Annotated in this window: 19 protein-coding genes; 5 read left to right on the forward strand and 14 right to left on the reverse strand. The window is 71.3% G+C overall.

What is annotated here, in order from left to right:
• Positions 1-28 precede the first annotated feature (28 nt).
• The 4 genes from D9599_RS02735 to D9599_RS02750 are packed head-to-tail and all read right to left on the reverse strand — an operon-like array spanning position 29 to position 3,736.
• Positions 29-700 carry an orotate phosphoribosyltransferase gene (locus D9599_RS02735; RefSeq protein ID WP_198379693.1) on the reverse strand — a complete coding sequence of 224 codons (672 nt, stop codon included), beginning with the start codon at positions 698-700 and terminating at the stop codon, positions 29-31.
• Entirely contained in the window at positions 697-1,968 is a 1,272-nt protein-coding gene (locus D9599_RS02740) for a Zn-dependent hydrolase (protein WP_198379694.1), read from the reverse strand. The genes D9599_RS02735 and D9599_RS02740 overlap by 4 nt, the downstream gene beginning before the upstream one ends.
• Entirely contained in the window at positions 1,965-2,912 is a 948-nt protein-coding gene (locus D9599_RS02745) for a dihydroorotate dehydrogenase (protein WP_198379695.1), read from the reverse strand. The genes D9599_RS02740 and D9599_RS02745 overlap by 4 nt, the downstream gene beginning before the upstream one ends.
• An 11-nt stretch (positions 2,913-2,923) precedes the next feature.
• Positions 2,924-3,736 carry a dihydroorotate dehydrogenase electron transfer subunit gene (locus tag D9599_RS02750; protein ID WP_309228519.1) on the reverse strand — a complete coding sequence of 271 codons (813 nt, stop codon included), beginning with the start codon at positions 3,734-3,736 and terminating at the stop codon, positions 2,924-2,926.
• A gap of 82 nt (positions 3,737-3,818) precedes the next feature.
• On the opposite strand from D9599_RS02750, the gene D9599_RS02755 reads away from it, so the two are divergent.
• From D9599_RS02755 to D9599_RS02770, 5 genes are all read left to right on the forward strand, one after another.
• Positions 3,819-4,769, forward strand: a complete 951-nt coding sequence (locus D9599_RS02755; RefSeq protein ID WP_198379697.1) for a LysR family transcriptional regulator — start codon at positions 3,819-3,821, stop codon at positions 4,767-4,769.
• A 37-nt stretch (positions 4,770-4,806) separates the two neighbouring features.
• Positions 4,807-5,454 carry a hypothetical protein gene (locus D9599_RS31110; RefSeq protein WP_232480069.1) on the forward strand — a complete coding sequence of 216 codons (648 nt, stop codon included), beginning with the start codon at positions 4,807-4,809 and terminating at the stop codon, positions 5,452-5,454.
• Positions 5,451-6,347, forward strand: a complete 897-nt coding sequence (locus D9599_RS02760; protein WP_309228520.1) for a tyrosine recombinase XerC — start codon at positions 5,451-5,453, stop codon at positions 6,345-6,347. The genes D9599_RS31110 and D9599_RS02760 overlap by 4 nt, the downstream gene beginning before the upstream one ends.
• A gap of 117 nt (positions 6,348-6,464) precedes the next feature.
• Positions 6,465-6,938, forward strand: coding sequence for a GFA family protein (locus tag D9599_RS02765; protein ID WP_232480070.1), 474 nt, complete (start codon positions 6,465-6,467; stop codon positions 6,936-6,938).
• 180 nt (positions 6,939-7,118) lie between these two features.
• On the forward strand, positions 7,119-8,090 hold the full coding sequence (locus D9599_RS02770) for a tripartite tricarboxylate transporter substrate binding protein (protein ID WP_198379700.1): 972 nt from the start codon (positions 7,119-7,121) through the stop codon (positions 8,088-8,090).
• Here the strand turns inward: D9599_RS02770 and D9599_RS02775 are convergent.
• The 10 genes from D9599_RS02775 to D9599_RS02820 all read right to left on the reverse strand — a co-directional run bounded on the left by D9599_RS02775 (position 8,080) and on the right by D9599_RS02820 (position 19,692).
• Complete coding sequence (locus tag D9599_RS02775) at positions 8,080-9,450, reverse strand: MATE family efflux transporter (RefSeq protein WP_198379701.1); 1,371 nt, start codon at positions 9,448-9,450, stop codon at positions 8,080-8,082. The two genes, D9599_RS02770 and D9599_RS02775, sit on opposite strands and share 11 nt — an antisense overlap.
• The gene (locus D9599_RS02780) at positions 9,443-9,925 is read right to left on the reverse strand and encodes a helix-turn-helix domain-containing protein (protein WP_198379702.1); all 483 of its coding nucleotides are present in this window, start codon (positions 9,923-9,925) and stop codon (positions 9,443-9,445) included. Before D9599_RS02780 ends, D9599_RS02775 begins: the two co-directional genes overlap by 8 nt.
• 55 nt (positions 9,926-9,980) lie before the next feature.
• Positions 9,981-10,436 carry a GreA/GreB family elongation factor gene (locus tag D9599_RS02785; protein ID WP_198379703.1) on the reverse strand — a complete coding sequence of 152 codons (456 nt, stop codon included), beginning with the start codon at positions 10,434-10,436 and terminating at the stop codon, positions 9,981-9,983.
• Between the two features lies 1 nt (position 10,437).
• On the reverse strand, positions 10,438-10,740 hold the full coding sequence (locus D9599_RS02790) for a PGPGW domain-containing protein (RefSeq protein ID WP_198379704.1): 303 nt from the start codon (positions 10,738-10,740) through the stop codon (positions 10,438-10,440).
• 53 nt (positions 10,741-10,793) lie between these two features.
• Positions 10,794-12,185, reverse strand: a complete 1,392-nt coding sequence (gene lpdA, locus D9599_RS02795) for a dihydrolipoyl dehydrogenase (RefSeq protein ID WP_198379705.1) — start codon at positions 12,183-12,185, stop codon at positions 10,794-10,796.
• Between the two features lie 130 nt (positions 12,186-12,315).
• A complete protein-coding gene (locus D9599_RS02800) occupies positions 12,316-13,104 on the reverse strand; it encodes an ABC transporter ATP-binding protein (RefSeq protein WP_198379706.1) in 789 nt (262 codons plus the stop codon).
• Positions 13,101-14,219, reverse strand: a complete 1,119-nt coding sequence (locus tag D9599_RS02805) for an iron ABC transporter permease (protein ID WP_198379707.1) — start codon at positions 14,217-14,219, stop codon at positions 13,101-13,103. Before D9599_RS02805 ends, D9599_RS02800 begins: the two co-directional genes overlap by 4 nt.
• A gap of 7 nt (positions 14,220-14,226) precedes the next feature.
• Positions 14,227-15,375 carry an ABC transporter substrate-binding protein gene (locus D9599_RS02810; RefSeq protein ID WP_198379708.1) on the reverse strand — a complete coding sequence of 383 codons (1,149 nt, stop codon included), beginning with the start codon at positions 15,373-15,375 and terminating at the stop codon, positions 14,227-14,229.
• A 170-nt stretch (positions 15,376-15,545) separates the two neighbouring features.
• A complete protein-coding gene (gene odhB, locus D9599_RS02815) occupies positions 15,546-16,775 on the reverse strand; it encodes a 2-oxoglutarate dehydrogenase complex dihydrolipoyllysine-residue succinyltransferase (RefSeq protein WP_198379709.1) in 1,230 nt (409 codons plus the stop codon).
• Positions 16,776-16,800: 25 nt separating this feature from the next.
• Positions 16,801-19,692: a 2-oxoglutarate dehydrogenase E1 component gene (locus D9599_RS02820; protein WP_198379710.1), complete on the reverse strand. Its 2,892-nt coding sequence runs from the start codon at positions 19,690-19,692 to the stop codon at positions 16,801-16,803.
• Between the last annotated feature and the right edge of the window lie 154 nt (positions 19,693-19,846).

Here is a 19,846-nt window from a genome sequence, read left to right on the forward strand (position 1 = left end):
GCAACAACCTTCCCCGCGCCGGCCCGCGCTACAGCGCCGGCTTCAGCAGCGTGGCCCGGCCGCCATGCGCCGCGGACCAGCCAATAGGATCGGCCAGGAAGCGCTCCAGCACCGTGCGGTCGGCCTCCGGCAGGGCCGAGGCGCCGCCCGCGTCCAGCACGTCCCGCCAGTTCGCGAGCGCGACGAGGGAGAGGCCGAGCTTCTCCATCCGCTCCGCGCCACCCGGAAAGGTGCCGTGCTGGAAGAGGCAGAGCGCCTGGTCCACCACCGCCCCGGCCGAGCGCAGCCCTCGCGTGAAGGCGACCTTGCTGCCGCCATCCGTCATCAGGTCGTCCACCAGCAGGACGCGCATCCCCTCGACCGAGCCGCCCTCCACCTGGGCGTTGCGGCCGATGCCGAGGGGGCGCTTGCGGACGTAGCGCAGCGGCAGGTCCAGCGCCTCGGCCAGCCAGGCGGCCCAGGGGATGCCGGCGGTCTCGGCACCTGCGATCGCTTCGGGCGGTGCCCCTGCGAAGTTCGCGCGGATGGCCTCGGCCGCCAGCGCCACGGCTGCCCGGCGCAGGCGCGGCTCGCCGATCAGCAGGCGGCAGTCGATATAGGCAGGGCTCGCCCAGCCAGCCGCGAGAATGAAGGGCTGGCCGTGGCTGACCTGCACGGCGTTACCCTCCAGCAGCAGCCGGGCCATAGAGGCGCCGCTCATGCCGCGGCGTCCCGGAGGCTGCGCTCCAGCAACTCGGCGCCGAGCATGAAGTCCTCCATCTCCATGGCCTCCGCCGGGTTGTGGGAGCCGTGCTGGTTGCGGATGAAGATCATGGCGCTCGGGATGCCCGCCTGTGCGAAGACCGCGGCGTCGTGGCCGGCGCCGCTCGGGATCGGCTCGTCCGGCAGGCCCATGGCGCGGAGGCCGGCGCGCAGCCGCTCGATCCATCCCTCATCCATCCGGGCGGGCGCGGAGTCCAGACGGCGATCAAGGCGGAACTCCACCCCCCTCTCCTCCCCGATCCCCGCGCATTCCGAGAGAAAGAGGTCGTAGAAGGCCTCCAGCGTCTCGATACTCTGGCTGCGCGCCTCCATGGAGAAGCGGAGGCGGCCGGGGATGCGGGCCAGGGCGTGCTCGGCCGGATCGGTGCCGATGATGCCCGATGTCACCACCAGGTCCCGCCCGCGCTCCAGCAGGGTGCGCCAGTGGCGGTCGAGGCGCGTGATCAGCTCGGCGGTGGCAAAAACGGCGTCGTGGCGCAGCCAGCGCGGGATGGTGCCGGAATGGCCGGCCTCGCCGATGCACTCGATGGCGCGGTGGCGGATGTTGCCGCGAATGCCGGTGACGATGGCAACGGGCAGGTTGCGCGCGACGAGCACCGGCCCCTGCTCGATATGGATCTCGAGCCAGGCCGCGATGCTGGCGGGGTCGAGCAGCTTCTCGCCCCGCGCCACGCGCTCCACCTCAACGCCCGCCTCCCGCATGCAGTCGATCAGCGGGCGGCCGTTGACCACGTGCGGCGTCGCCAGATCCTCGGTGGAGAGGCGGCCGAAGAGTGCGGCGGAGCCCATATAGGCGCGCCCGAACCAAGCGCTCTCCTCCCCGCGCAGGGCGTAGAGGGCGATGCCGCGGTTCGGCACGAATCCTTCCGACTTGAAGCGGGAGAGCGCCATCAGCCCCGCGATCACCCCCGCCGCGCCGTCGTAGTTCCCGCCCTGAGGCACGGAGTCGAGGTGCGAGCCGCAGGCGATCACCGGCAGCGACGGGTCGCGCCCCGGCAGGGTGACGACAAGGTTCGCGCCGGCGTCGCGCAGGGTCTCTAGCCCCTGCGCACGGGCCTCGGCTTCCACCATGTCGAGGGCCAGCGATTCGCCGGGCCCGTAGCTCTCCCGCGTGATGCCGACGCCGTCGCTCGTGGTTTCCCGCAGCCGGTCGAAGAGCCGCTCGGCGAGGTCGCGGCCGAGGCTTGGTGCGAGGGTCGCGCTCATGGCGCGGGCTCCGCCCATTCGAGTTCCGCCTCGTCCGTTTCCTCGCGGTGCAGGGCGCCGGTGAGGTCGGCGACGCGCGCGATGCCGCGGCCGGCGCAGAAGCGGGAAAGGCCCCCGATCACCGCCTCCATCGCGCCGGGATGGAGGAAGGTCGCGGTGCCCACCTGCACGGCCGTTGCCCCCGCGATCATGTACTCCGCCGCGTCCTCCGCCGTGGAGATGCCGCCGCAGCCGATCACGGGGATGCGGACGGCGCGGGCGCATTGATAGACCTGCCGCAGCACGATCGGCTTGATCGCGGGGCCGGAGAGCCCGCCCATCACGTTGCCCAGGCGCGGCTTGAAGGTGTTCAGGTCCACGGACATGGCGAGGATGGTGTTGGCCACCACCAGCGCGTCCGCCCCGGCCGCCTCCGCTGCCCGCGCCACTTCCGGCACGTCGCCGGTATTGGGCGTCAGCTTCGCCCAGAGCGGAAGCGAGGTCGCGGCGCGGAGGCGGCGGATCACCGCCTCCGTCGATTCCGCGCGCATGGCGAAGGCGCGCCCGTCCTCCTCGATATTGGGGCAGGAGATATTCGCTTCGATGGCGGCCACCCCCTCCACCGATACCTCGGCGGCCAGCGTCGCGAAGCCTTCGGCCGTGGGGGCGGAGATGCTGACCACCAGCGGCGGCGCGAAGGCCCGCATCGCCGGCAGCGTGTGCTCCAGGAAATAGGGCACGCCCTTGGAGGGGATGCCGATGGCGTTCAGCATCCCGCCCATCGTCTCTGCCACGCGCGGCAGCGGGTTGCCGGCGCGCAGCTCCCGCGTGATCGTCTTCGTCACCAGCGCGCCGAGCGCGTTGAGGTCGGCGGCCAGCGCCAGCCCTTCGGAAAAGGTGCCGGAGGCCGGCATCACCGGATTGGCGAGCGTCAGGCCGCCGATCCGTACACTCATATCCGTCATGTCGCCCTCCTTCATGCCACTGCCTCCAGCATGTCGAAGACAGGCCCGTCCCAGCAGACCCGCTTGTGAACGATTTCGCCCCCTTCGTTGAAGTCGCGCACGCAGCAGAAACACATGCCCAGCCCGCAGGCCATCTGCTGCTCCAGCGCTACCTGTCCGGGAATGCCGAACTCGCGCCCCAGCCTCTGCTGCACCCGCAGCAGCCGGGCGGAACCGCAGGTGAGAAAGGCGTCCACGCCCCCTTCCGCGATCAACCCCCGCAGTAGGCGCTCCACATGGGCGGGGCCGCTCGTGCCCTCCTGGTCGGTCACGGTGATGACGCGGGCACCCTGCTCACGGAACAGGCTTTCGGAAACCACCAGCTCCGGCCGCCGGGCGCTGAGGACGGCGGTGACGCCGATGCCTGCCGCCCGCGCCGCTTTCGCGATGGGCGCGAGCGTCGCGAGCCCCGCGCCGCGCCCGATCGCCACCACCCCGCGCCAGGCGGGATAGAGGGCGAAGCCGCGGCCCAGCGGCCCCATGATGTCGAGCGTGTCGCCCGCCGACAGGGTGGCGAGGCCCCGCGTGCCCGCCCCCGTCACCTTGTAGAGGAATTCCACCGTCCCCGAGGCCGGGTCGGCGCCATAAAGGCTCATCGGCCGCCGCAGGAAGGGCGCCTCCCCGGGCGGCGCGGGGCAGAGAAGCTGGAAGAACTGCCCCGGAAGCGCGCCGGAGGCCGGCGCCCCCGCGCGCAGGACGAGGTGGCGGTACTCGGCGTTCAGGGCGTCGTGCGACAGCACCTCCGCCTGCTGCGTGGCGACGCTCGTCGGGGCTGGACCGTGCACGGGGTCTTCTCCGCTAAAGGAGAATAGAAGCCGGTCACGCCCGCTCGCAAAAGAGCAGAATTTCGTGCGAGATGATGCCGAAATGGCAGCACCCTCTCCCACTCGCGCCCTCCGCATCCACGCGCCGGGTATCGGTTACTTCGACGCGGTGCGCCGGGCCGGCTCCATCCGGGAGGCGGCGCGGCGGCTGAACGTCGCCTCCTCCGCGGTGAACCGGCAGATCCTCAACATGGAGGCGGAGCTCGGCGCGAAGCTCTTCGACCGCCTGCCCGGCCGGCTGCGGCTGACGGCGGCCGGCGAAATCCTCGCCCAGCACGTCATCACCGTGCTGCGGGACGCGGAGCGGGCGCGCTCGGAACTCGACGCGCTGGCGGGGCTGCGGACCGGCCATGTGGAACTCGTGACGCTGGAAGGCCTCTGCCACCGCGTGGTGCCGGAGGCCGTAGCGGCGCTGCAAGGGCGGCAACCGCGGATCACGGTCAGCACGTGCATCCTCGGCAGCGGCGACATCCCCGGCGCCATCCTCTCCGGCGACGCGCATCTCGGCCTCGCCTTCGAGGTGCGGCGACACCCGGGGCTGCGGCAGCTCGCGGTCGCCCGGCTGCCGCTCGGCGCGGTGGTGCCGCCGGACTCCCCGCTGGCCGATCGCGCCGCCATCACCATGGCCGATTGCGCGGGCCCTTCGCTCATCCTGCCGAGCGCCAATTTCGCCAATCGCGACCAGATCGACGCCCTGCTGCAAGGCGCCGGCCGGGCCGAGGGGATGCGGGTGGGGTACGAGGCCGGCTCGGTGGAGCTGATGAAGCGGATGGTGCTGCTCGGCCTCGGCATCGCCTTCATGACCCGCGCGGGGCTGGAGGCGGAGCTGGAAGCCGGGCGGCTCGTCCATGTGCCGCTGCACAAGGGGCGCGCGCCGATCCTCAGCGAGCTCGGCCTCTACGCCCGGGCGGAAACCGCGCTTCCCGCAGCGGCGGCCGCCTTCGCCCAGCACATGGGCGATGCTCTCGGCCGGTTGCATGGGCCGGGCGGGTGATTCGCGCTTCGCGCGAGGCCCTGGCAAACTGGCAGGGATGACCTTTCCTGCACCGCAGACGGAGGATGGCCGCGAGGCCGAGGCGGCCCGGGTGGCGGCCTATCTCTCCGCCCATCCCGGCTTCCTGGCGGAGCGCCCCGCCCTCTACCGCGCGCTGCATCCCCCCAAGCGCGTGCATGGCGAGACGCTGGCGGACCACATGGCCGCCCTTCTCGTCGCGGCGCGGGCGGAAACGGGGCTGGTGGCCGATGCCGCGCGCGGTGGCCTGGACCTGACGATCCGGGTGGCGACGGCCATCGCGGCGCTGATCGGGGCCGCGGACGTGCTTGGCGCGGTCTCCGCCGAATGGCCGGCGCTGCTCGGCCTCGAATGCGCGTCCCTTGTGGCGGAGGGCGCCCCCTCCCCCGGCCTGCGCGATCTTCCGGCCGGCACGGTCGCGCGGATGATGCAGGGGCGCGAGATCCTGGTCCGCGACCACCCCGCCGAGGCCGCCCTTTTCCACGGCGAGGCCCATGCGCTGATCAGCCGCGACGCCCTGGTGGTCCTCCCCGGCGCCCGGCCGCGCCTGCTGGCGCTGGGCGCGCGGGAGGCCGGGCGCCTGCCCCTGCGCGGCGCGACCGCGCCGCTTCGCCTCCTTGCCCACGCCCTGGCCCGCGCGCTGGACGGCGCGGTGGGCGAGCCGTGAGCCCGGCGCTCGCCGCCCGCGAGGAATTCATCGACTGGCTCTCGCGCGAGCGGCGCGCGAGCCCGGAAACGGTCGAGGCCTACGGGCGCGACATCGCGGACCTCCTGGGCTTCCTCTCCACCCATCAGGGCGGGGAGCCGGACTTGGCCACGCTCGGCCTGGCCGACCTACGGGCGTTTCTCGCGCAGCGGGCCATGGCGGGGATCGGCGCCTCCTCCCGCGCGCGGCAGCTCTCGGCGATCAAGACCTTCCTGCGCTTCCTCGTCCGGCGGCACGGGCTGGCGCCACTGCCGCTAGGCGGGCTGAGCGGCCCTCGCCGCAAGCCGCCGGTGCCCCGCGCCCTGACCGAGCCGCAGGCCCGCACCGCGACCTCCGACAGCGCGGCCGACACCCCTGCCATGGCCGCGCGGGACAGGGCGCTCTTCACCCTTCTCTACGGCTGCGGGCTGCGCATCTCGGAGGCGCTGGCGCTCGACATGCGCGACGCCCCGCGCGCCGGAACCGGCCTTCGCGTGCTCGGCAAGGGCCGGAAGGAGCGGATCGTGCCCGTGCTGCCGGCGGTGGAGGCTGCGATGGCCGAGTGGCTGCGCCACCGCGGCCCCGCCACCCCCGATGCCCCGCTCTTCACGGGGGCCAAGGGCGGGCGGCTGGACCCGGCGGTCGCCCAGAAGGCCCTGCGCGACCTGCGGAGGGCGACGGGCCTGCCGGAGCACACCACCCCGCACGCCCTGCGCCACTCCTTCGCCACGCACCTTCTCGGTGGCGGGGCGGACCTGCGCGCGATTCAGGAATTGCTGGGGCATGCCAGCCTTTCTACCACGCAGCGCTACACGGCGGTGGACCAGGCGGGGCTGCTGGAGACCTGGCGGCGGGCGCATCCGCGGGCGGACTAGGGGTCGGACCGCCGGGGCAAGGCGGGTTCCGTTTCCGGCCCGCAGGGGCCTAAGGCGTCCTCCTCCGCCCAGCGGAAAGGGCGTCGAAGTAGTCCTAACCAGGAAGGCATGGGCAACATGGCGGACGACACGAACCTCCGGACTGGCGGCTGCCATTGCGGCGCGGTGCGGCTCGAGGTGACGCTCAGCGACGGCTTCGATTCCATCCGCCGCTGCACGTGCTCCTACTGCCGGATGCGCGGCGCCGTCGTCGCCATGGCGGAGACGGGCGGGATCAGGATCCTCCGGGGCGAGGAGGCGCTGACGAACTATCGCTTCCATACCGGCGCGGCGCAGCACTTCTTCTGTTCGCGCTGCGGCATCTACACGCATCATCAGCGCCGATCGAACACAGCGCTCTACGCCGTGAACGTCGCCTGCCTGGACGGGGTAAGCCCGTTCGACTTCCTCGAGGTGCCGGTCATGGACGGCATCAACCACACGAACGACACTGGCAAGCCGACGCGGCGGGCAGGCACGCTCCGCTTCATCCCCGCTGACGAGCCGCCGCCGGACGGCAGCCGCACGGCAGGGTTCCCACCGGAAAGCTGACAGCTTCCCGCCGTATGCCACGCCTCAATGCCGACGCGCGGTCAATCTCGGGGGCACATGGCGCCGTCAGCATGGCCGCAGAGGCGTTGTTCCGTCCCGGTGCCCCTCGCTTCCTGCTTCCACCACCCCCCGCCATTCCTCAATACTCCCGGCAGAGGAAACGAACCGGGAAGAAACGCCATGAACGTCACCCGCCGCACGCTCGGCCTGGGCGCCGCCGCGCTCGCTACGCCCCTGCTTCCAAAGCCCGTCCTCGCCCAGCGCGGCTTCCCCGACAAACCGATTCGCATGCTCGTGCCCTGGGCGCCCGGCGGCACCACCGACGTGCAGATGCGCGCGGTCTGCGAGCAAGCGGGCAAGCGCCTCGGCCAGCCGGTGGTGGTTGAGAACAAGGCCGGCGCGGGCGGCATCCTCGGCGCACAGGCGCTGCTGAACGAGCGGCCGGACGGCTACACCCTCTCCCAGATGCCGATCAGCGTCTTCCGCGTGCCCTTCATGAGCCAGCGCCCGCCCTTCGACCCGCTGGCCGACTTCACCTACATCTCCCACCTCACCGGCTACCTCTTCGGCGTGGTGGTGCGGGCGGACGCGCCCTGGCCTGACTTCAACGCCTTCCTGGCGGAGGCGAAGGCCAATCCGGGCCGGTTCAACTACGGCACGCCGGGCGTCGGCACCTCGCTGCATATCACCATGGAGCGGATCGCGACGGAGCGGGACGTCAACTGGGTCCACGTGCCCTTCCGGGGCGTCGCCGAGAACATGCAGGCCCTGCTCGGCGGCCAGATCCACGCGACGGCCGATAGCTCCGGCTGGGCCCCGCTGGTCGAGGAGGGCCGGCTGCGCCTGCTGGTCACCTGGGGCCCGGAGCGGGCGAAGCGCTTCCCGGCGGTGCCAACGCTGAAGGAACTCGGCATGGATATCGTCTCCACCTCCCCCTACGGGATTGCGGGGCCGAAGGGGATGGATCCCGCGGTGGTGCGGGTGATCGACACCGCCTTCCGGGGCGCCGTCGCCGATCCCGCGCACATGGCGGTGCTGGACAAGTTCGACATGCCCGCGATGGCCATGGGACCAGAGGATTATACTGCCTTCGTGCGCCGTCAGGTGGAGGAGGAGTCCGCGATGATCCGGCGAATGGGGCTCAGGCTTTAGGCGCGGCGGAGGGGCTGGTGGCACCGGGCCGCGCCGCCCAGACGCCCGGGCGTACACCGGCGGCCGTCACCAGCCCATAGGCGGTGATGCCGAGGGCGACGGCCAGGAACTGCCCGTCGAGCCCCATGCCCAGCACATCCCCCAGGAGCCAGCCGCCGCCGACCGCGACCCCGATGCGCGAGAGGCCCGCCGCCACCGGCCAGCCCATCCGCCCCGCCCCCTGCGAGGCGAAGTAGAGCGCCATTCCCAGGCCGAAGCCCCCGAAGGCGAAGCCGGTGTAGGAGAGCGCCCGCGAGGCGATGGCGATCACCGCGGGATCGGCGGTGAAGAAGCCCGCGAAGGCCACCGGCGCCATGGCGATCACGAGGCCGATCACGCCGGTGATCGCCAGCGCCATCACGCCGCCTGTCCAGGCCAGGCGCAGCCCCTCGTCCCACCGCCCCGCCCCGACGGTGCGGCCCACCAGCGCCGTGAGGGCGGAACCCACCCCGAAAGCGATGGGGATCATCACGAATTCCAGCCGTGCGGAGATGCCGTAGGCCGCGACCGCTGCCGCTCCGTGCGAGGCCACCCGCGCCGTGACGAGCATGGTCGTGAGGTTCGCCACCCCCGCCAGCAGGCTCGCGGCCAATCCGACCGAGAGGATGCGGCGGAACATCTCCCAGGAGGGCCGCACCCGCAGCGCCGGGCGGAACCCCGCCCGCCCCCGCAGCACCGCGGCGCCCATCACGAGCGTGGAGACGAGGAACACGATCCCCAACGCGGCGCCGATCCCCGGCAGCCCCATGCCCAGCGGCTCCGCGAGTACCCAGGCGAGCGGCGGATGGGCGCCCCAGGTGAGCAGCAGCACCCGCGCCGCCAGCGCGTGCTGCCCGCCGCCGCGGAGGACCGAGGCGAGGGTATTGGCCAGCCAGAGCGGCACGGCGCCGAGGCCGAAGAGCCACATGGCATAGGGTGCCGCAGCTTCCGCGGCCGTCGGCCCCCCGATCGCGCCCAGCACCGCCCGCGGGAACATCGCAAGCGGCAGGACGAAGACCAGGCCGGCGACGACCGCGATCAGCACGGCATGCAGCACGAGGTCCGAGGCCTCGTCCCGCCTGCCCGCGCCGAGCGCCCGCGCGGTGGCCGAGGCGACGCCGCCGCCCATAGCGCCGCCGGACATCTGGCTCATTAAAAGGCTGAAGGGCAGCACCACCGACCACCCCGCGAGCGCCGCCGTGCCCTGGCGGGCCGCGAGCCAGGTTTCGGCCACCTGGGACACAACCTGCAGGATGGAGCTGAGCGCGGTGGGCGCCGCCAGCGCCAGGATCCGCCGCGCGGGGGAGACGGTGGGCAGCGAAGCGGCGAGGCTTTCAGCCATGGGCCACCTCCGGCGCCAGGCGGCGGCGCATGACTTCGCCCGCCCCGGGGCCGGGCAGCAGGCGGACCGATTCGGGGCGCAGCGGGGCGCCATCGGCCCCGCGAGGGGGCTCGGCCGTCACTTCCTCCCCAGTCTCGGCATTCACGAGCTGAACGACGGGGCCGTCTGGAGCCATCCAGCGGTCGCTCCAGGCCTTGAGGGCGAGGAAGGCGGGGAAGAAGTCGCGGCCCTTCTCGGTCAGACGGTAGGCGTGGCGGGCGCCCTCCGGCACCCGCTCGAGCATCCCGTGCTCCACCAGCTTCGCCAGCCGCGCGCTGAGGATGTTGGAGGCGATGCCGAGGTGGCGCTCGAAGTCGTCGAAGCGGGTGGTGCCGTAGAAGGCCTCCCGGAGGACGAGGATCGCCCAGCGCTCCCCGAGGACCTCCATGGAGCGCGCAATCGGGCAGCGCATTCGCGAGAAATCGGTGCGGGGCATGGGGCGCCTCTGGGTAACTTGCATGATGCAAGCCTATTCGCTTGCATCATGCAAGCTAATCCACGGCGTCGTTCTCCACGGCCAGGACGGTGAAGATGCGGCCGCCGGGACCTTCCACCTCGTTGCCGGGTTCCGCGCCCTCCAGGGCCAGGGCGAGTGGGGCGCGCCAGCCGATGAGACCGGCCGACGGGTTTGCCTCATCCTCGCCCACGATCCGGAGGCGACAGGGCGCGGCGCCTCCATCCGCGACGGTCAGCCAGGAGCCGAAGCCGGCCGCCCTTCCCTTCGGCGGCGCGGTGAGTTGCGCACTGGCACGGCGCTGCCGCCAGTAGTGCAGGTTCCGCTGCTCCATGGGATCGGGCGAGGACAGGGCCAACAGGCGGGCGAGTTCGGCCTCCATGCGGACGAGGCCGCTGGCCGTCACCGGATTGGGGCCAGGCGGAACGGGGCGCTCGGGCGGCGGCTCCGGCGGCTCGCTGCCATCCGGCTCACGGACGAAGGCGCGGCTCATCTCAGCCGCGGCCGATCGCCCGCCGCAACCCCGCGCTCCAGCCGGCGACGCGCGCGGACATGGAGACCTCCAGCGCCTCGATCTTCGAGACCGCCCCGGGCCAGCGGCCCTGCACCCAGGACCAGCGGTTGGCGGCCCAGAGATACTGGTCCCGCAGGACGAAGACGCCCAGCGCGAGGAAGAGGAAGCCCTGCAGGAAGGGCAGGATGCAGCCGAGCACGCCGAGCACGATGAAGCCCCAGCCGAGGCGCTTGCGGCTCCGGTCCGGCTTCAGGGCGATGTAAGGGGGGCGGGCGTTTTCCATCGCCCGCCAGATGGCCCAGGCGCCGCGCGGATCAAGCGCGGCGCGCGGCTTCGTCAGATGTGGATGGGGCGCCCGTCCACGGCCAGGGCCGCTTCCTTCACCGATTCGCTCAGCGTCGGGTGGGCGTGGCAGATGCGGGCCACGTCCTCGGCGCTGGCGCCGAACTCGATGGCCGTCACCATCTCCGCGATCAGGTGGCCGGCATCCGGGCCCAGAATATGGGCGCCGAGCACGCGGTCGGTCGTCTTGTCCGCAAGGATCTTCACGAAGCCGTCCGTATCGCCCATGGCGCGGGCACGGCCATTGGCGGTGAAGGGGAACTTGCCGGACTTGTAGGCGGTGCCGGCGGCCTTCAGTTCCTCCTCCGTCGCGCCCACGGCCGCCACCTCGGGCCAGGTGTAGACGATGCCGGGGATGGCGCCGTAGTTCACGTGGCCGTGCTGGCCGGCGAGGATCTCGGCGACCGCGACGCCCTCGTCCTCGGCCTTGTGGGCGAGCATGGCGCCCGCGATCACGTCGCCGATGGCGTAGATGCCGGGCACGTTGGTCGCGAAGTGCGCGTCGGTCTTCACCCGGCCGCGCTCGTCCAGCGCGACGCCGACCGTCTCGAGGCCGAGATCCGCCGTGTAGGGGCGGCGGCCGATGGCGACGAGGACGGCGTCGGCCTCGATCGTCTGGGCCTCGCCGCCCTTGGCGGGCTCCACTGTCAGGGTGACGCCGGCATCGGTCTTCGTCGCGCCGGTCACCTTGTGGCCGAGCTTGAACTTGAAGCCCTGCTTGCCGAGCACGCGCTCGAAGTTCTTCGCGATCTCGTTGTCCATGCCGGGCAGCAGGCGGTCGAAGAACTCGATCACCGTCACCTCGGCGCCGAGGCGCCGCCAGACGCTTCCCAGCTCGAGCCCGATCACGCCGCCGCCGATGACGACGAGGTGCTTCGGCACACTCTCGAACTCCAGCGCGCCAGTGGAGGTGACGACGCGCTTCTCATCGATCTCGACGCCCTTGAGCGGCACGCTCTCGCTGCCCGTCGCGATGACGATGTTCTTCGTCTCGTAGGTCGTGCCGGCCACCTCGACCTTGCCGGGGGCGGTAATCTCCCCCGAGCCCTTCAGCCAGGTGACCTTGTTCTTGCGGAAGAGGAACTCGACCCCCTTCACGTTGGCCGAGACCACCTCGCCCTTCCGCGCCTGCATCCGGGCGAGGTCGAGCTTCACGCCCTCCACGTTGATGCCGTGGTCGGCGAACTTGTGGGCGATCTCCTCGAAGTTCTCGGAGGACTGGAGCAGCGCCTTGGAGGGGATGCAGCCAATGTTGAGGCAGGTGCCGCCCAGCGTCTCCCGCTTCTCCACGCAGGCCACCTTCATGCCGAGCTGGGCCGCCCGGATGGCGCAGACATAGCCGCCGGGGCCGGAGCCGATGACGATGAGGTCGAAGGAGTCGGGCATGGCGGGCGGGTCCTGCAATGATCTTGAAGGGGCAGGTAGCAGGCCCGGGGCCCGGCTTGAAGGGCGGAGGCGCCTTCAAGTGGTGTTCTGGCAGGGTTGTTCCGACCGCAACCCCGGCCGACGAGCGCGGTCAGGCCGCGCCGTCCAGCCTCGCCAGCGGGTAGATGGCGCGGTGCCCGCCCTCCACGGCCATGATGTGGCAGTCCACCCCGTAGATGCGGGCGAGCCTTTCGCGGGTCAGCACCTCCGCCACCGGGCCGGCATGCACCGGTGCGCCCTCCTCCAGCATGAGGGCGGAATCGGCGTAGCGGGTGGCGAGGTTGAGGTCGTGCAGGACCATGACCGTCGCCATGCCCGAGCGCCGCGTGTGGGCGCGGACCAGTTCCAGCAGGTGGAGCTGGTTGGCGAGGTCCAACGCCGAGGTCGGCTCGTCCAGCAGTAGCACGCGCGGCCGGCGCACCAGGGCGAGGGCTAGCGCCACCATCTGGCGCTGGCCGCCCGACATCTCCCCGGGCGTGCGGCGGGCGAGCGGCTGAAGGCCGAGCATGTCCAGCATCGCCTCGGCCCGGCGCAGGCTCTCGCGCGGGGCGGCCCAGGAGAACTGGCCGCCGTTCTGCGCTAACAGCAGCAGGTCGAAGACGGTGAGCTGCGCCGAGAGCTGCGCCACCCCCTGGGCCACGTAGCCGATCCGCCGGCTGCGCTCCGCGGGGCCGAGGGTCGTCAGGTCCTGCCCCTCCAGCCGGATGGTGCCGCTGACCGGCAGCAGGCCCGCCAAGCCGCGCACGAGGGAGGTCTTGCCCGCCCCGTTGCGGCCGAGCACCGCCAGGCATTCTCCCGCTTCCACCGCGCAGGAGACCCCGCGCACCGCCTGGTGGCGCCCGATGCGGACGCCGAGGTCTTCGATCCCGAGAAGGCTCATCGCACCGCCCGCCGCCGGCTGTGGAGGATCTGCGCGAGGAAGACCGGCAGCCCAAGCAGGGAGGTGATCATCCCGATCGGCAGCACCGCCCCCGGCAGGATGAGCTTGCTGGCCAGCGAGGCCAGCGTCAGCACCAGCAGCCCGCAGGCCGCGGTGACCACGAGGGAGAAGCGCTGGTCCTCCCCCACTAGCATCCGCGCCATGTGGGGCGCGACCAGCCCGACGAAGCCGACCACGCCGATGGTCGCGGTGGCCGAGGCCGCGAGGAGGGCGGCCGCCACCAGCATCATGAAGCGCAGCCGCTCCACCCGGATGCCCAGCACCACGGCGCCGTCCCCGAACCCGCGCAGCGCCGTCAGCGCCCAGGCGCGGGCGAGCAGCAGCGGCAGCACGAGGGCGAGGATGGCCGCGTTGATCGCCACCTTCGTCCATGTGGCCTTCAGCAGCGATCCCAGCAGCCAGAAGACGAGGGACTGAAGCTGGTTCACGTCCGCCATGTACTGCGCGACCGCGAGAAGCGCGGAGAAGGCGAAGTGGACAGCGATGCCGAGCAGCGTGACCGTCTCCACCCCCATTCCCGTCCGCCGGGCGAGGAGGGTGACGAGCACCACGGTGGCCAGCGCAAAAAGGAAGGCGTTGGCGGAGATGAACAATTCCGCCGGGATCCAGTCCGCGGCGGCGCCGAGGACGGAGGAGCCGAAGACGATCGCCATGGCCGCCCCGAAGCCGGCGGCGGAGGAGATGCCGAGGGTGAAGGGCTCGGCCAGCGGGTTGTTCAGCACCGTCTGCATCAGCGTGCCCGCGAGCGCGAGGGCGATGCCGGCCAGCGCTGCCGTGAAGGTGATGGGCATCCGGAGTTCCCAGAGCACTACGCGCACGGTGGGGTCGGCGGTGCCGGGGGAGAGCAACCCCTCCATCACCTCCTGCGGGGAGAGGGTTCCGGAGCCGACGACAAGATCCGCCAGCAGGGCCGCGCTGCCCGCCAGGAGTAGGGCGGCCAGGAGCAGCGCGCGCCAAGTGACGGAGCGCCGGTAGTCGCGAACCGCGACGCCCTCCCCGCCCTCCAGCTCCGGCGCGGCTATGACGGCGCCGGCGAGGCCCAGCCTCTGCGACACCGCTGCCCTACCCGCCGACCCGCGGCGCGGTGGCCGAGATAAGGAAGGGCTGGGCCGGGATATGGGTGAAGCGGGCGAGGATGGTGCGGTAGGTCTCGTCCGGGTTCAGGTCGGCGAACTGCTGGGGATGGAAGGCCTTCGCCAGCGCCTCCAGCCCCACGATGTTCAGGACATGGTTGTAGAAGCCGTGCCAGACGCCGAAGACCTGGCCTTCCCGCGCGGCCTCGACCTGGGCAAAGCCGGGGCGCGCCTCGAGCCGGGCGAGGGACTTGGCGACGGCCCCCTGGTCGCCGCCATAGCCGAAGGGCAGGGTCACGGCGCCGCGGCCGCGCCAGTTGGCACCGGTCATCACGTAGATATCCGGGCGGCGGGCGATGACGGTCTCCATCGTCACCTCCCCGGAGGCGCCGGGGACGAGGTCGGCGCCAATGTTGTGGCCGCCGGCGGCCTCGACCAACGGGCCCCAGCCGACGCGGCCCTGGGTGAAGCAGCAGGCCTCCGGGCCGGAGAAGCCGGCGCGGGTCTCGATGAAGACGTTCGGGCGCGTGCCGGCGGCGGCGATCCCGGCTTGGACACGAGCGAAGCGCTCGCGGGCGAAGCCGGCAAATTCGGCGGCCTCGGCCTCCCGGTCCAACACTTGGCCGAGGAGCTCGACGGAGCGGACGGCGTTGGGCACAGGGTCGTCGAAGCTGTCCACGAGGAGCAGCGGGATGTTGAGCTGTGCCAGCCGCTGGTCCACCCCCGCCTCCTTGAGTGCCCCCAGGGCGCGGGCCTCGGCCACCACCAGCTGCGGGCGGGAGGTCATCACCTGCTCGGCGTTCACCTGGCCGTTATCGCCGAAGCCCATGTCGGGAATGGCGGCAGCCTTGGGCCAGGCGCTGCGGAGGATGTTCCAGAAACCCTCGTCAGCCCGGCTGGGAATGTTGTTCCAGAGCACCACGCGGCCAAAGGGGTCGTCCCGATCCAGCATGGCGAGGATGGAGATGTTGCGGCCGTCCTGCAGGACGATGCGCTCGGGCTTGCGGGGAATGGTGACCTGCCGGCCGGCAAGGTCCGTGACCGTCAGAGGGTACTGCGTGGCCTGGGCGGGAGAAGCCAGGGCGAGGAGCGGCAGCACGGCGGCCGCCGCGAGGCGGCGAAGAGATGGCAGCGTCATTGGATGATCCTGTCGGCCAGGGGCCGTTTCAGGCTCATTGAGAATGACTTGCAATGTAAATTCCCGTCATGCCAGGGCCATGCGCCGGACATGGCAACCTCGGCCCACAAAAGCGAAGCGCGCCGGAGGGTCTCCCCTCCGGCGCGCTCCAACAACTCAGCAGGGTGGGATCAGAGCCCGAGCAGCAGGCGCCGCGCGTCCTCCACGCCCTCCTTCACGCGCACGAGGAAGGACACCGCTTCCTTCCCGTCCACGATCCGGTGGTCGTAGGAGAGCGCGATGTACATCATCGGGCGCACCTCGATCTTGCCGCCCACGACCATCGCCCGCTCCTTGATCGCGTGCATCCCGAGGATGCCGGACTGGGGCGGGTTGAGGATCGGAGTGGACATCAGGCTGCCGTAGATGCCTCCATTGGTGATGGTGAAGCTGCCGCCCGCCATCTCCTCGAGCTTCAGCTGGCCGTCGCGCACGCGCTTGCCGAAGTCGCCGATCGCCTTCTCGATGCCGGCGAAGGACAGGTCCTGGGCATTGCGCAGCACCGGCACCACGAGGCCCGAGGGGCCGCCGACCGCGATGCCCATGTTGACGAAGTGCTTGTAGACGACCTCGTCACCATCGATCTCGGCGTTGACGGCCGGGAACTCCTGCAGCGCGGCCACGCAGGCCTTCACGAAGAAGGACATGAAGCCGAGCTTCACGCCGTGCTTCTTCTCGAAGGCGTCCTTGTACTCGGCGCGCAGGGCCATCGCATTCGTCATGTCCACCTCGTTGAAGGTGGTGAGCATGGCGGCGGTGTTCTGCGCCTCCTTCAGGCGGCGCGCGATGGTGATGCGCAGGCGCGTCATCTTCACGCGCTCCTCGCCCTCGCCGGTGGCGCGCGGCGCCTTGGCGGCGGGCGCGGTGGCAGCGGGGGCCGGGCGGGAGAGGAATTCCAGCACGTCGCCCTTGGCGATGCGGCCGTCCTTGGCACTGCCCTGGCCGATCTGCCCGGCCGAGATACCGTTATCCGCCATCATCTTGGCGGCCGCGGGCAGCGGAGCATGGGAGGTGGCGCTCGTGGGCTCCGCGCCGCCGGGGCGGGCAACGGGGCCGGCGACAGAGCGCGGCTCCTCCACCTTCGGGGCGGCGGGGGCGGGCGCCTTCGGCGCGGGGGACGCACCGGAACCGGCGCCCAGCGTGCCGAGAAGGCCGCCGACCTCGACCTCGGCGCCCTCGTCGGCCGCGATGCTCTCGATGGTGCCGGCGGAGGGGGCGTTCACCTCCACCGTCACCTTATCGGTCTCCAGCTCGACCAACGGCTCGTCGGCGGCCACCGATTCGCCGGCCTTCTTCAGCCAGCGTGCCACGGTGGCCGTCGTTACGCTCTCGCCCAGGGTGGGCACCAGGATCTCGGTCATCGTCTTTCCTCTGCCAAGGTCCGGCTCAGCTCAACCCGAGCGCCTGGCGAACGAGCGCTTCCTGCTGCTGCGCGTGCACCTTGGCAAGCCCCGTTGCGGGGCTGGCGGCCGCGGGGCGGCCGACATAGCCCGGCCGGCGCGCCTTACCGCCCGCCGCGACCAGCACTTCCTCGATCTTGCGGTCGACGAAGTTCCAGCCGCCCATGTTCTCCGGCTCCTCCTGGCACCAGACCACCTCGGCCTTGCTGTAGGGGGCCAGCACCTTCGGCAGGGAGATGCGCGGGAAGGGGTAAAGCTGCTCCATCCGGATGATGGCGACGTCCTTCACGCCCTTGTCGCGGCGCTCCTGCAACAGGTCGTAATAGACCTTGCCGGTGCAGATCACGACGCGCCGCACCTTCTCGGGCGCAACCAGCTCGTCGGTCTCGGGGATCACCACTTGGAAGCGGCTGCCCGGCCCGAACTCCGCGAGGGAGGAGGTGGCCAGCTTGTGGCGCAGCAGCGACTTCGGCGTCATCAGGATGAGCGGCTTGCGGTAGTTCGCCTTCATCTGGCGGCGCAGCGCGTGGAAGTAGTTCGCGGGCGTGGTGATGTTGGCCACCCGCATGTTCCGCTCGGCGCAAAGCTGAAGGTAGCGCTCGAGGCGGGCGGAGGAGTGCTCCGGCCCCTGCCCCTCGTAGCCATGCGGCAGAAGCATCACGAGGCCAGACATGCGCAGCCACTTCGTCTCGGCGGAGGCGATGAACTGGTCGATGATGACCTGCGCGCCGTTGGCGAAGTCGCCGAACTGCCCCTCCCACATCACCAGCGTGTTCGGGTCGGCCAGCGAGTAGCCATAGTCGAAGCCCAGCACCCCGAACTCCGAGAGAAGGGAGTTGAAGGCCTCCAACCGCTTCTGCCCGTCGCGGATGTTGTTCAGCGGGACGTACTCGGCCTGCGTCTGCTGGTCGATGAGGTAGGCGTGGCGCTGAGAGAATGTGCCGCGCTGCACGTCCTCGCCGGAGATGCGGACGCGGTGGCCGTCAACCAGCAGCGTGCCAATGGCCAGCGCCTCGCCGGTCGCCCAGTCGATGCCCTCGCCGGTGTCGATCGCCTGGCGCTTGGCCTCGAGCTGGCGCAGGATCTTCGGATTGGCGCCGAAGCCCTCCGGCACGCGGGAGAGGGCGGCGCCCACCTCGCGCAGCAGGTCCGGCTCCGCCGCCGTGTCGGTCTCGGCCTCCGGCTCGTCGTTGCCGGCGGCCTTCAGGCCGGACCAATGGCCCTCCAGCCAGTCGGCCTTGTTCGGCTTGAAGGTCTGGCTGGCCTGGAAGGCCTCGTCCATCTTCGCGAAGAAGGCGTCCTGGATGGCCTTGGACTCGGCCTCCGGCACCGCACCCTCGGCCGCCAGCTTCCCCGCGTACTTCGTGCGCGTCGTCGGCGTCTCCTTGATGCGGGCATACATCAGGGGCTGGGTGAAGGCCGGCTCGTCGCTCTCGTTATGGCCGTGGCGACGATAGCAGACGATGTCGAGCACGATGTCCGTGGAGAAGCGCTGGCGGAACTCGGCGCAGATGCGGGCACAGAAAACCACCGCCTCCGGGTCGTCGCCGTTGACGTGCAGGATCGGCGCCTGGACGGACTTCGCGACGTCCGTGCAGTAGAGGCCCGAATAGGCGTGCGCCGGCGTGGTGGTGAAGCCGATCTGGTTGTTCGTCACGACATGGATCGTGCCGCCGACGCGGTAGCCGATGAGCTGGCTCATCGCCATCGTCTCATAGACCACGCCCTGGCCGGCGAAGGCGGCGTCGCCGTGAAGCAGGATGCCCATGACGCTCTTCCGCGCCTTGGTGTCGCCGGCCATGTCCTGGCGGGCGCGCACCTTGCCGATGACCACCGGGTCCACCGCTTCCAGGTGGGAGGGGTTGGGCTGGAGGGAGAGGTGAACCTGCCGGCCCTCGATCTCCACGTCGGTCGAGGTGCCCAGGTGGTACTTCACGTCGCCCGAGCCCTGCACGTCCTCGGCGTGGCCGGCGCCCTTGAACTCGGCGAAGACCTGGGTGAACGACTTCTTCACCACGTTCACGAGCGTGGAGAGGCGGCCGCGATGGGCCATGCCGATCGCGATCTCGTTCACGCCGTCCCGGGCGCCCTGGGCGATGATCTCCTGCAGGGCGGGGATGGTGGACTCGCCGCCCTCAAGGCCGAAGCGCTTCGTGCCCACGAACTTGCGGGCGCAATAGGCCTCGAAGCCCTCGGCCTCGGTCAGCTGCTGCAGGATGGTGCGCTTGCCGTCCTTGTCGAAGGCGGCCTTCCAGGGCGCACCCTCGATGCGCTGCTGGATCCAAGACTTCTGCTCGGGGTCCTGGATGTGCATGAACTCGACGCCGATCGAGCCGCAGTAGCTCGCCTTCACGATCGAGAGGATCTCGCGCAGCGTCGCCGTCTCGCGGCCGAGCACCTTGTCGATGAAGATCGGCCGGTCGAGGTCGGCCTCGGTGAAGCCGTAGGTGGCGGGGTCCAGCTCCGGGTGCGGCTTCTTCTTCTGCAGGCCCAGCGGGTCGAGGTCGGCCTCAAGGTGACCGCGCACGCGATAGGCGCGGATGAGCATCAGCGCGCGGAGCGAGTCGACCACCTGCTGGCGCGAGACGGCAGAGTCCGCGGCCTTTGCGGCCGGGGCGGCGGGCGCCGCACCCTTGCCACCCTTCGCCGGGGCGGGGGCCTCAGGCTCGGGCGCGAAGCCGCCGCGGGGGCGGGGCGCCCAGGACGCGCCGGCGGCGTCGCCGAGCACCGCGCGGGCATCGTCGTTCAGCGCGGCGAACAGCTCCTGGAAGGAGGGATCGACGCTGTCCGGGGCCTGGACCCAGCGGGCGTAGAGGTCGGCGAGGAAGGCGGCGTTCGCCCCCGTCATCGCACTGGCTAGGATGTCCACTCCGGGCATGATCTTCCGCTTCGGCTCTGGGCTGATGAGGGGTTTAGACGGCGAACGGGGCAGGGTTGTGGCAATTTAAGGTCCGGCGGGGCCCCCGGAGCCGCGGGCTCGTCGGGGCCCAAAGCGGCCGGCGCGCAATTTCTGGACCTGCTTCCGTTATCAT

Source organism: Roseomonas sp. KE2513, from assembly GCF_016107305.1.
Lineage (GTDB): Bacteria > Pseudomonadota > Alphaproteobacteria > Acetobacterales > Acetobacteraceae > Roseomonas.

Excerpts from the sequence above, each read along its gene's own strand:
- D9599_RS02785 (WP_198379703.1), bottom strand. The coding sequence starts at position 10,436 with ATGAGCCGCGCCTTCGTCCGTGAGCCGGATGGCAGCGAGCCGCCGGAG.
- D9599_RS02735 (WP_198379693.1), bottom strand. The coding sequence starts at position 700 with ATGAGCGGCGCCTCTATGGCCCGGCTGCTGCTGGAGGGTAACGCCGTG.
- odhB (WP_198379709.1), bottom strand. The coding sequence starts at position 16,775 with ATGACCGAGATCCTGGTGCCCACCCTGGGCGAGAGCGTAACGACGGCC.
- D9599_RS02775 (WP_198379701.1), bottom strand. The coding sequence starts at position 9,450 with ATGGCTGAAAGCCTCGCCGCTTCGCTGCCCACCGTCTCCCCCGCGCGG.
- D9599_RS02770 (WP_198379700.1), top strand. The coding sequence starts at position 7,119 with ATGAACGTCACCCGCCGCACGCTCGGCCTGGGCGCCGCCGCGCTCGCT.
- lpdA (WP_198379705.1), bottom strand. The coding sequence starts at position 12,185 with ATGCCCGACTCCTTCGACCTCATCGTCATCGGCTCCGGCCCCGGCGGC.
- D9599_RS02810 (WP_198379708.1), bottom strand. The coding sequence starts at position 15,375 with ATGACGCTGCCATCTCTTCGCCGCCTCGCGGCGGCCGCCGTGCTGCCG.
- D9599_RS02790 (WP_198379704.1), bottom strand. The coding sequence starts at position 10,740 with ATGGAAAACGCCCGCCCCCCTTACATCGCCCTGAAGCCGGACCGGAGC.
- D9599_RS02755 (WP_198379697.1), top strand. The coding sequence starts at position 3,819 with ATGGCAGCACCCTCTCCCACTCGCGCCCTCCGCATCCACGCGCCGGGT.
- D9599_RS02800 (WP_198379706.1), bottom strand. The coding sequence starts at position 13,104 with ATGAGCCTTCTCGGGATCGAAGACCTCGGCGTCCGCATCGGGCGCCAC.
- D9599_RS31110 (WP_232480069.1), top strand. The coding sequence starts at position 4,807 with ATGACCTTTCCTGCACCGCAGACGGAGGATGGCCGCGAGGCCGAGGCG.
- D9599_RS02740 (WP_198379694.1), bottom strand. The coding sequence starts at position 1,968 with ATGAGCGCGACCCTCGCACCAAGCCTCGGCCGCGACCTCGCCGAGCGG.
- D9599_RS02780 (WP_198379702.1), bottom strand. The coding sequence starts at position 9,925 with ATGCCCCGCACCGATTTCTCGCGAATGCGCTGCCCGATTGCGCGCTCC.
- D9599_RS02820 (WP_198379710.1), bottom strand. The coding sequence starts at position 19,692 with ATGCCCGGAGTGGACATCCTAGCCAGTGCGATGACGGGGGCGAACGCC.
- D9599_RS02765 (WP_232480070.1), top strand. The coding sequence starts at position 6,465 with ATGGCGGACGACACGAACCTCCGGACTGGCGGCTGCCATTGCGGCGCG.
- D9599_RS02745 (WP_198379695.1), bottom strand. The coding sequence starts at position 2,912 with ATGACGGATATGAGTGTACGGATCGGCGGCCTGACGCTCGCCAATCCG.